Source organism: Streptosporangium sp. H16, assembly GCF_051918855.1.
In the GTDB taxonomy this organism is placed as follows: domain Bacteria; phylum Actinomycetota; class Actinomycetes; order Streptosporangiales; family Streptosporangiaceae; genus Streptosporangium.
Genome location: NZ_JBPXMD010000026.1, coordinates 70,382 through 80,975, shown reverse-complemented (window position 1 = coordinate 80,975; position 10,594 = coordinate 70,382). Strand labels below are relative to the sequence as shown.

Annotated in this window: 10 protein-coding genes; all 10 read left to right on the top strand. The window is 71.0% G+C overall.

Annotated features, from left to right (window positions below):
- Positions 1-29 precede the first annotated feature (29 nt).
- The 10 genes from ACTOQ2_RS33020 to efeB all read left to right on the top strand — a co-directional run bounded on the left by ACTOQ2_RS33020 (position 30) and on the right by efeB (position 10,494).
- Complete coding sequence (locus ACTOQ2_RS33020; RefSeq protein WP_440104742.1) at positions 30-1,061, top strand: iron-siderophore ABC transporter substrate-binding protein; 1,032 nt, start codon at positions 30-32, stop codon at positions 1,059-1,061.
- Positions 1,062-1,161: 100 nt separating this feature from the next.
- Positions 1,162-2,436, top strand: a complete 1,275-nt coding sequence (locus tag ACTOQ2_RS33015) for a lysine N(6)-hydroxylase/L-ornithine N(5)-oxygenase family protein (RefSeq protein WP_440104740.1) — start codon at positions 1,162-1,164, stop codon at positions 2,434-2,436.
- Positions 2,437-2,566: 130 nt separating this feature from the next.
- Positions 2,567-2,872, top strand: a complete 306-nt coding sequence (locus tag ACTOQ2_RS33010; protein ID WP_362691486.1) for a hypothetical protein — start codon at positions 2,567-2,569, stop codon at positions 2,870-2,872.
- Between the two features lie 438 nt (positions 2,873-3,310).
- A complete protein-coding gene (locus tag ACTOQ2_RS33005; RefSeq protein WP_440104738.1) occupies positions 3,311-4,468 on the top strand; it encodes an alkaline phosphatase PhoX in 1,158 nt (385 codons plus the stop codon).
- 110 nt (positions 4,469-4,578) lie between these two features.
- On the top strand, positions 4,579-5,448 hold the full coding sequence (locus ACTOQ2_RS33000; RefSeq protein ID WP_440104736.1) for a sulfotransferase family protein: 870 nt from the start codon (positions 4,579-4,581) through the stop codon (positions 5,446-5,448).
- Positions 5,449-5,571: 123 nt separating this feature from the next.
- Positions 5,572-6,357: an SDR family NAD(P)-dependent oxidoreductase gene (locus ACTOQ2_RS32995; protein WP_440104734.1), complete on the top strand. Its 786-nt coding sequence runs from the start codon at positions 5,572-5,574 to the stop codon at positions 6,355-6,357.
- Positions 6,347-6,991 carry a TetR/AcrR family transcriptional regulator gene (locus ACTOQ2_RS32990; RefSeq protein WP_440104732.1) on the top strand — a complete coding sequence of 215 codons (645 nt, stop codon included), beginning with the start codon at positions 6,347-6,349 and terminating at the stop codon, positions 6,989-6,991. The genes ACTOQ2_RS32995 and ACTOQ2_RS32990 overlap by 11 nt, the downstream gene beginning before the upstream one ends.
- Positions 6,992-7,147: 156 nt before the next feature.
- A complete protein-coding gene (gene efeU / locus ACTOQ2_RS32985) occupies positions 7,148-8,035 on the top strand; it encodes an iron uptake transporter permease EfeU (protein WP_440104730.1) in 888 nt (295 codons plus the stop codon).
- A gap of 21 nt (positions 8,036-8,056) precedes the next feature.
- On the top strand, positions 8,057-9,205 hold the full coding sequence (gene efeO, locus ACTOQ2_RS32980) for an iron uptake system protein EfeO (protein ID WP_440104729.1): 1,149 nt from the start codon (positions 8,057-8,059) through the stop codon (positions 9,203-9,205).
- 35 nt (positions 9,206-9,240) lie between these two features.
- Positions 9,241-10,494 (top strand): iron uptake transporter deferrochelatase/peroxidase subunit, encoded by a 1,254-nt coding sequence (gene efeB, locus ACTOQ2_RS32975; RefSeq protein ID WP_440104727.1) that lies wholly within the window; start codon positions 9,241-9,243, stop codon positions 10,492-10,494.
- The last annotated feature ends 100 nt before the right edge of the window (positions 10,495-10,594 follow it).

Sequence of the window (10,594 nt, the reverse complement as noted above, 5' to 3'; positions counted from 1 at the left end):
CTCCCGGGCTTTGGAAGGAACCCATACTCATGCGCGACACGATGCGCCGCCTGGCCGCGACCGGAACGCTGCTGCTGGGCCTCGGCCTGGTGGGCGCGTGCGCCGGTGAGAGCGGCGGAGCCGAACAGCCCGCCGCGAACGCCCCCGCGACCCAGGCCGCCTCCGGATTCCCGGTCACCATCACGCACAAGCTCGGCACCACCACGATCGAGTCCGCGCCCCAGCGCATCGTCGCCCTCGGCGAGGTCGACCAGGACACCCTGCTCGCCCTGGGCGTGCAGCCGGTCGCCATGGCGGAGCTGACCGGAGTCCAGGCCGACGGGCTCGCCCCCTGGACCGCCCCGAAGATCTCCGGCACCAAGCCGACGCTGCTGAAGGCCGGAGAGGCGGGCTTCTCGCTGGAGCAGATCGCCGCGCTCAAGCCCGACCTGATCCTCGCGGGCGGCGACTACTACATCGACAAGGAGTACGCCAACCTCTCCCAGCTCGCGCCGACGACCGCCTACGAGACCGGCCCCGCGGAGGACTCGTGGCAGGTGGTGGCCCGCCAGGTCGCCAAGGCGGTCGGCAAGGCCGACGAGGGGGAGAAGCTCGTCGCCGACGTTGAGGCGAAGATCGCCTCGGTCAAGACCACCCACCCCGAGCTGGACGGCAAGAAGTTCGCGCTGACCAGCGTCTTCCCCTCCGGCAACATCGGCGTGATGAAGTCCGACACCGACATCAGCGTTCAGCTCTTCGGCCAGTTCGGGCTCGAGCTGCCCGAGGAGATCAAGGCGCTTCCCGGCGAGGGCTTCGCGGCCGAGCTGAGCATGGAGAAGGTCGGGGTCCTCGACGTCGACCTGCTGCTCAGCCACTACAACGACGACGCGGCCACCCAGAAGAAGATCGAGGCCAACCAGCTGTTCGCCGGCCTCGACGTGGTCAAGCGCGGCTCCTACGTGCCGCTCGACCTCAAGGCGTTCTGGCCGCTACGCACGCCGACGCCGCTGGCCGTCCCGTACGTGATCGACCAGGTCGTGCCCCAGGTCGCCAAGGCCGCCAAGGCCGCCGGCGGGGCCTGACCCGCCCCGTCCGATCCCGTCCGATCCCGGTCCATCCCGTTCCATGCTGCCCCCCCGCCGCCCGGCCGCGGGGGGACCATCCCTTCAGTGAGAGGCGAACATGTCGAGCCCGGTCTATGACGTCGTGGGCATCGGTTTCGGCCCGTCCAACCTCGCGCTCGCGGTGGCCCTGGAGGAGGAGTACGGCGCCGGCGTGAACGCGGTCTTCTTCGAGAGGCAACCGAGGTTCGGCTGGCACCGCAACATGCTCATCGAGGGCGCCACGATGCAGGTCCACTTCCTCAAGGACCTGGTCACCCTGCGCAATCCCACCAGCCCCTACTCCTTCCTGTCCTACCTGCAGGAGAAGGGGAGGCTGATCGATTTCATCAACCACAAGACCATGTTCCCCACCAGGCTGGAGTTCCACGACTACCTGGAGTGGGTCGCCTCCTCCTTCGCCGACCTGGTGCGCTACGACTCCGAGGTCGTCGCGGTGCGCCCGCACGACGACGAGACCCTCGAGGTCGTCGTGCAGCACGGCGACGAGCTGCACACCTGCCTGACCCGCAACCTCGTGATCGCGGTCGGCCTCGACCCCGTGCTTCCCGACGGCGTGCGGCAGGGCGAGCGGGTCTGGCACACCGAGGAGCTGCTGTCCCGGCTCGAAACCCTCGGCGGGCGCGAGCCCGCTCGGTTCGTCGTGGTCGGCGCCGGGCAGAGCGCGGCCGAGGCCGTCGAGCACCTGCACCGCACCTACCCCTCCGCGGAGGTCTGTGCCGTCTTCACCCGGTACGGCTACTCGCCGGCCGACGACAGCCCCTTCGCCAACCGCATCTTCGACCCGGAGGCCGTCGACCACTTCTTCACCGCGCCGGAAGACGTGAAGCGCATGCTGTTCGCCTACTCCCGCAACACCAACTACTCGGTGGTGGACCTCGACCTCATCGACGAGCTCTACCGGCGCTCCTACGCCGAGAAGGTCGCCGGGGTCCAGCGGCTGCGCATGCTGAACGCCTCCCGCCTGCTCGACGTGCACGACGACGGCGACACCGCCCGGGTCCGGATGTGCTTCCTGCCCACGGGCGAGGTGAGCACGATCGAGGCCGACGCGGTCGTCTGCGCGACCGGCTACCGCGAGCGCAACCCCCTCGACCTGCTCGGCGAGGCGCGCAAGCACTGCCATACGGGCGAGGCGGGCGAGGTGCTCGTGGAGCGCGACTACCGGATCGCCACCGACCCCGGGCAGACCTGGGGCGTCTACCTCCAGGGGGCCACCGAGGGCAGCCACGGGATCGCCTCGTCGCTGCTGTCCATGACCGCGGTCCGCACCGGCGAGATCGTGCGCTCCATCGCCCGGCGCTCGGTGTCGGTCCCCCAGGTCGCGGAGATGTGACCCACCCGTCTCGGACCGGCTCCCGCCGCCGGCCGGGGCCGCCCGACACGTGCCGACCGGCTACGTGACTCTGTGTATCTGAATGATTACGTTCGTCCTTGTCGTGTTCTGTACGTGACGAGGAGAACCCATGAACATCTTCATTCGCGACGCCGGCGTCGTCCTGGCCGGCGCGGTCCTGGCCGGTGCCGGTCTGCTCGTCGGCCTCCCCGCGGCCGGTGCCCACGCCGCGTCGTCCCGGGCGGCTCCGGCGGCCGTCTGCGAGCGGACGGCCGAGGCCGGCTGGATCTGTTTCCTGCGCTACTGCGACCGCTACTACTGCTATTACGACTGCTATCCCACCGCGCTCGCGCGCAACAGGGGAGACCGGCCTTCCGACACGATCCGCGTTCCCAAGCCGGAAGGGACACCACCCGCCCAGATCGAAAGGCCCTGACCCGCGTGAAGCCGTGAGGGCTCGCTCTCCGGAGCCGGTGGGGGGCGATGCCCGCCACCTCCCACCGGCTCCGCGAGAGAGCGCCGGTGCTCCCCCCGCAGAGGAAGCCCTGACCCGACGCGACGAGGCCCTCCGCGACCCGGCCCCCGGAGCCGACGGCCGGGCGGCCGGCCACCCTGACCCTGCCCCACTACGCTCCGACCAGGTCTTGGGTTTCCCCGGCCGGGAGCGTGCCCCTCCGGCGGTCCTTCACGTCCGCCCCATCGGGAATGGCACCTGACGCAGGACACAAAGGATGTCTCCCTCTATTCCCCTTAAATCAGCACATACAGGCCATATGCCGTTAACCGTATTAACCGCCAGGTGTTCACCGATGCTCCTACCGTTGGGATCGCTCAGGAAAGTGGTTCTGCTGATCCTCGTCTTGGAGGTTCACCGATGGAACGCCGCACATTCCTTCGTGCCTCGGTGCTCGGTACGAGCACCCTGGCCCTCACCGGAAGTCTCTGGCAGGACGCCGCTCTCGCGGCCCCGGCCCAGAACGCCCCTGGTCCCTACGGCCCCCTGCTGGCCGCCGACGCCAACGGCATCCAGCTCCCGGCGGGGTTCACCAGCCGGGTGATCGCCCGATCGGGCCAGGTGGTTCCCGGCACCTCCTACACCTGGCACAGCGCCCCCGACGGCGGCGCCTGCTTCGCCGACGGCAGCGGCTGGATCTACGTGTCCAACTCGGAGATCAACCCCGGCGGCGGCGCCTCGGCGATCCGCTTCGATTCCGCGGGCAACGTGGTCTCCGCCTCCTCGATCCTGTCGGGCACCCGGCAGAACTGCGCGGGCGGCGCGACGCCGTGGAACACCTGGCTGTCGTGCGAGGAGGTCGACCGCGGTTTCGTCTACGAGACCCGCCCCTTCGGCGGCGCGGCGACACAGCGCCCGGCCATGGGCCGTTTCAAGCACGAGGCGGCGGCGGCCGACCCGGTCCGCAAGGTCATCTATCTCACCGAGGACGAGAGCAACGGGCGGTTCTACCGGTTCGTCCCCACCACCTGGGGGGACCTGTCCTCCGGCACGTTGCAGGTGCTGCGCGCGGGCTCCGCCACCTCGGGTTCGTTCACCTGGGCGAACGTCCCGGATCCCGACGGCTCCCCGACCGCGACCCGCAGCCAGGTCTCCGGATCGAAGTCCTTCAACGGTGGCGAGGGGTGCTACTACGCCGACGACACGGTGTGGTTCACCACCAAGGGCGACAACCGGGTCTGGCAGGTCAACGTCGCCGCCGGCACCTACGAGCTCGCCTACGACGACAGCCTCGTCAGCCCCGGCACAGCCCCGCTGACCGGCGTGGACAACGTCACCGGCTCGACCTTCGGCGACCTCTACGTCGCCGAGGACGGCGGCAACATGGAAATCTGCCTGATCACCGCCGACGACACCGTCTCCCCGTTCCTGCGCGTCGGCGGCCAGGGATCCTCGGAGATCACCGGCCCGGCCTTCACCCCCGCCGGCAACCGCCTGTACTTCTCCTCCCAGCGCGGCACGTCCGGTTCCTCCTCCGGGGGCATCACCTACTGCGTGACCGGCCCGTTCCGTACCTGATCCGCAACCGGGGGAAGGCCACGCCGTGCGGCGGCGGCCGGGCGGCGCGGCACCCCAACGCACAGGTCACGTTCACTTTCCGGACGCCTTGGATCCCTACGGTGCTGGTCATGGCGTGGAAGACCAGAGTCAACACGGCTCTCGAAGGGATGACGGGCTACAACATCACCAGGGTGCGGCGTAAGGTCGCACCCCCGCCGCCCCCACCCCCGCCGCCGCTCGTGGACGTTCCCCGGCCCCCGGCCGATCCGGAGACCGACCGGCTGCTGCGCGAACCGGTGTTCGTGCTGTCGCCGGTGCGGTCCGGCTCCACCCTGCTGCGCGTCATGCTGAACAGCCACTCCCGGATCCACGCGCCGCACGAGCTGCACGTGCGCCGCCTGGCGGTCACGCTGACCACCGACCCGCTGCGCCAGGCGATGGAGGCGCTCGGCCTGTCCGCCAGCGACATCGAGCACATCCTGTGGGACCGCATGCTCCACCGCGAGCTGGCCGGGAGCGGCAAGCAGATCATCGTCGACAAGACGCCCAGCAACGTCTTCGCCCACCGGCGCCTCGCGACCTGCTGGCCCGACGCGCGCTACATCTTCCTGATGCGCCACCCCGCCTCGATCGCCCTGTCGTGGCACGAGGCCGCTCCGCTGGAGCGCCCCTGGGCGGAGGCGATCCGGCACACCCTGCAGTACATGCGCCACCTCACCGAGGCCAGACGGACGCTCGACGGGCTCACCTTGACCTACGAGGCGCTCGTCGCCGATCCGGAGAAGGAGATGCGGCGGGTCTGCGACCACCTGGGGGTCGCCTACGAGCCCGGCATGATCACGTACGGTGACCACGGGCACGGGGAGTTCGTGAAGGGCATCGGGGACTGGCGCGACAAGATCAGGAGCGGCAGGGTCCAGCCGGGCAGGCCGCTGCCCGCCCCCGAGGAGATCCCGGAGGGACTGCGCGAGATCTGCGCCGAGTGGGGATACCTCTGACCGGTCGATCGCCCCACGACCCCCGGGGCGGCTTCCCGCCCGTGCGGGAACCCGGGCGCGGGCCCGGGTAGCCGCACGCCCGGGATTCTAGAGAGACTCTCTAGAATCGGCTACGCTTCCAGGATGAGAACCACCGCCGTCATCACCGGAGCCAACCGCGGGATCGGCCTGGCCACGGCCGAGGAGTTCGCCCGCCACGGCCACCGGGTGGTGCTCGTGGCGAGGAATCCCGCCGCGGCGAACGAGGCCGCCCGGCTCGGCGCCGAGCTGGTCACCGGTGACCTCTCGACCCTGAAGGGCATCCGGGCCGTCGCCGAGGCGCTGGCCGGAACCTGCCCGCGGCTCGACGTGCTGGTGCACAACGCCGGGATCTGGCCGTCGGCGCGACGGCTCACCGAGGACGGGTTCGAGGAGTCCTTCGCCGTCAACCACCTGGCGCCCTTCCTGCTCAACCACCTGCTGGAGGACCGCCTGGCCAGGGTCGTCCAGGTCACCGCGGGCCTGTACGCCAAGGGCAGGGCCGACCCCGCGCGCACCCCGGCCGGCGACGACTTCTCCGCCGTACGCACCTACGCCGACACCAAGCTCTGCAACCTGGCGCTGATGCCGCTGTGGGCCGAACGCTGGAAACGGCGGGACGTCACGATCGACGCCGTGCACCCCGGGGTGATCAGGACCGGGCTCGGCGACCGGGGCGGCCCGGTGGGACTGCTGCTGAAGGCCGCGAAGCTGCTGTGGAAGGCGCCGGCGGACGGCGCGGCCCCCGTCGTGCGGCTGGCACTCGACCGCACCGGCACCGGGCGTTACTTCGACGTCGACCGCGAGACGCCCCTCGCCCCCGCGGCCGCCGACCCGGAGCGGGCGGGGAGGTTGTGGGCGCAGGCCGCGGAGCTGACCGGTGTCGCCTAGGCACCGGCGGGGCGAGGAGACCAGGGAGCGGCTGCTCGCCGCGGCGCTGGACCTCTACGAGAGGGAGGGCGCGGACGGCTTCACCATGACGGCGGTGACCGGCACGAGCGGTGTCAGCGTCGGCAGCCTCTACCACCACTTCGGCAGCTTCGACGGGCTGGCGGCGGCACTCTACGCCCGCTGCCTGTCCGGCCTGCTCGACGCCGTCATCGCCGCGCTCGACGCGGTGCCACCGGGGGAGGGGACGGGGTCCGGCGAGGACGCAGAGGCGCGGGCCGCCGCCGGGATCGAGGCCGTGGTCACCGGATATCTGGGCTTCACCCGCGCGCACCGGGCCGCCGCGCACTTCGTCCACGCCTCCGCCTACGCCGCCTTCCTCCCCGCGCACGCCGCCCTGGTCGCGCGGGAGAAGGAGCCCAGGCTGGCCGGGATCCTGGGCTGGCTGCGACCGTACGCCGAGGCGGGGCTGGTCGTGGAGCTGCCGGACGCGCTGACGGAGATGCTGGTCGTCGGCCCGGTGGCGGAGACGGCCCGCCGGTGGCTGGCCGGTGCTCCCGGCATCGACCTGGACGAGGCGTGCCGGCTGCTTCCCGAGCGGATCTGGCGATCCCTGAGGGCCGCCGTCCCACCGTGACGCCGTCCCGCCTCGTTCCTGGGCCAGGACCGCCATCTCCCTCGTCGCGATCATCATTCCTGGTCAGAGCTATACCCCCTGTGGGGGTACGCCCTCTTGTGGAGAGTAAGGTTGCCCTGCCCTAATTTAGGTAAGGCTTCCATCCATGGAGTGACGGTGTTCGCCAGCTACCTCATCGGATTGCGCGAGGGCCTGGAGGCCACGCTCGTCGTCTCCGTGCTCGTCGCGCTCCTCGTCAAGAGCGACCGGCGCGACCGGCTGCCCCTCGTGTGGGCCGGGGTCGGCGCCGCGCTCGTCCTGTCGGTCGCGTTCGGCGCGCTGCTCACCTTCACCGTCGCCCGCCTGGAATACCGGCAGCAGGAGCTGTTCGAGGCGGTCACCTCGCTGCTCGCCACCGCGTTCGTGACCTGGATGATCTTCTGGATGCGTCGCGCCTCCCGTACCCTCTCCGGCGAGCTGCGCGCCAGGCTGAGCCAGGCCCTGGAGGTCGGCGCGACCGCGGTGGTCGTGATGGCCTTCCTCGCCGTGGCGCGCGAGGGCCTGGAGACCGCGCTGCTGTTCTTCGCCTCCGTGCAGGGGGCCACCACCACCGCCGTCCCGCTGGTCGGGATCACCCTGGGCCTGCTCACCGCGGTCGCGCTGGGCTGGGCCATCTACCGCAGCGCGATGCGGATCAACCTGACCAGGTTCTTCACCTGGACGGGCCTGCTGCTGATCCTGGTCGCCGCCGGCATCTTCAAGTACGGCGTGCACGACCTGCAGGAGGCCGGTGTCCTGCCGGGCCTGTCCACCCACGCCTTCGACATCAGCGGCGTGATGCCCGCCGACTCCTGGTACGGCGCCCTGCTGGCCGGATTGTTCAACATCACCCCGCAGCCGAGCGTGCTCGAGACGGTGGCGTGGGTCGCCTACGCGGTGCCGACGCTCGCCCTCTTCCTGAGGCCGCGTCGCAGCCGCCCCACCGCCTCGCCCACCGATTCCCCGGCGTCCCCGGCGGCCCAGAATCCCCCGGCTTCCTCGACCAACCCGCAGCCCGCGGGCTGAAACCGCTCGAACAGGACGACCATGCGTACTTCCCTTGCCATCGCCGCGGGTGCTCTCGCCCTCGCCGGCCTCACCGCCTGTTCCTCCGAGCCCACCGAGCCCACCGCGGGCACCGGAGCGCCCGCCGCCCCCGCCAAGGGCGGCCCCATCGCGGTGACCGCCACCGACACCGAGTGCAAGGTCGCCGTCACCGAGGTGGCCGCGGGCACCTCGACGTTCTCGATCACCAACGGCGGCACCAAGGTGACCGAGTTCTACGTCTACGCCGCCGGCGACCGGGTCATGGGCGAGGTGGAGAACATCGTGCCCGGCCTGACCCGCGAGGTGATCGTGGAGCTGCCGGCCGGCAGCTACCAGACCGCCTGCAAGCCCGGCATGGTCGGCAAGGGCGTCCGCGGCCCGCTCAAGGTGACCGGCGAGCACAAGCCGCTCAGCGACGACGCCCGGCTCTCCGCCGCGACCGCCGGCTACAAGCGCTACATCAGGTCGCAGAGCGACACGCTGCTGACCAAGACGCAGGAGTTCGTCGACGCGGTCAAGGCCGAGGACATCGCCAAGGCCAAGGAGCTCTTCCCCGTCTCCCGCACCTACTGGGAGCGGATCGAGCCGGTCGCGGAGATCTTCGGCGACCTCGACCCGGCCATCGACGCCCGCGAGAACGACGTGGCCGAGGGCGAGGGGTGGACCGGCTTCCACAAGATCGAGAAGGATCTCTGGGTCACCGAGGACGTCAGTGAGGACGGGCCGGTCGCCGACAAGCTGATGGCCGACATCAAGACCATCGTGGAACAGTCCAACGCGGCCGAGCTGTCGCCCGTGCTGCTCGCCAACGGGGCCAAGGGCCTGCTCGACGAGGTCGCCTCCGGCAAGATCACCGGCGAGGAGGACCGCTACTCGCACACCGACCTGTGGGACTTCGACGCCAACCTTCAGGGCTCGAAGGCCGCGGTGCAGGCACTCCGGCCCGTCCTTGAGGAGCGCGTCCCCGAGCTGGTGAAGACGCTGGACGAGAAGTTCGCCGGAGCCGAGGCCGCGCTCGGCGTCCACCGCAGGGGCGACGGCTGGAAACTGCACACCGAGCTGTCCAAGGACGACCTCAAGAAGCTGTCGGACGCGATCAACGCGCTCGCCGAGCCGATCAGCAAGATCGCCGCAGTGGTGGCCAAGTAGCGGATGGCGCGCCGTCACCGTAGGGGAGGGGTCCGATGAGCGGGAAAATCAGCCGCAGGAAGCTGTTCGGGATGGGCGCCGCGGGCGTGGCGGCCGCCGGCGCGGGCGCCATCGCGGTGCGCGGGGCGGGCGGCGAGCCCCCGCCCGCGCCCGCCCGGACCGCCTCCGACCCCGTCCCCTTCTACGGCGAGCACCAGGCGGGCATCGTCACCCCGGCCCAGGACCGGCTGCACTTCGTCTCCTTCGACGTGACGACCGACAAGAAGGCGGAACTCGCCGAGCTGCTGCAGGAGTGGACCGCCGCCGCGGCCCGGATGACGCAGGGCCAAGAGGCGGGCGCGTTCGGCGCGGTCGGCGGCCAGCCCGAGGCGCCGCCCGACGACACCGGCGAGGCCCTCGGCCTGCCCGCCTCCGGGCTGACGCTCACCGTCGGCTTCGGCGGGTCGCTGTTCGACGACCGGTTCGGGCTGGCCTCCCGCAGGCCGGCCGCGCTGGCCGACCTGCCGCACCTGCCCGGTGACGCGCTGCTGCCGGAGATCTCCGGCGGCGACCTGTGCGTGCAGGCGTGCGCGCACGACCCGCAGGTGGCGGTGCACGCCATCCGCAACCTGGCGCGCATCGGCTTCGGCCGTGTCTCGGTGCGCTGGTCCCAGCTCGGCTTCGGCCGTACGTCGTCGACCTCCCGCGCGCAGGCGACGCCGCGCAACCTGATGGGTTTCAAGGACGGCACCGCCAACCTCAAGCTGGAGGACGTGGCGCTGCTGAAGGAGCAGCTCTGGGTGGGAGCCGGCGACGGCGCCGACTGGATGACCGGGGGCAGCTACCTGGTGACCCGCAAGATCCGGATGCTGGTCGAGACGTGGGACCGGGCGCCGCTGGCCGAGCAGGAGCAGATCTTCGGCCGGAACAAGGGGGAGGGGGCCCCGCTGGGAGGGAAGACCGAGTTCGACGCGATCGACTTCGACGCCAAGGGACCCGACGGGGAAGCCCTGATCAAGGACGACGCGCACGTACGGCTGGCCCACCCCTCCCACAACGGCGGCGCGCGCCTGCTGCGCCGCGGCTACAACTACGTGGACGGCTCCGACGGGCTGGGCCGCCTGGACGCCGGGCTGTTCTTCATCGCCTACCAGCGCGACCCCCACCGGCAGTTCGTCGCCGTGCAGAGGTCCCTGGCGGGCAAGGACTCCCTCAACGAGTACATCAAGCACGTCTCCAGCGGGCTGTTCGCCTGCCCGCCGGGCGTGCGCGACGCGGGCGACTACTGGGGCCGCGCCCTGTTCTCCTGAGTTCTCCCGGGTTCTGCGGGGTTTTTGGCCCTCGTACCACCCGGACGGGGGCCGTCACCCGCGGTTCGAAGAAGACCTGACCGGCGGGGGCGAGAATTTC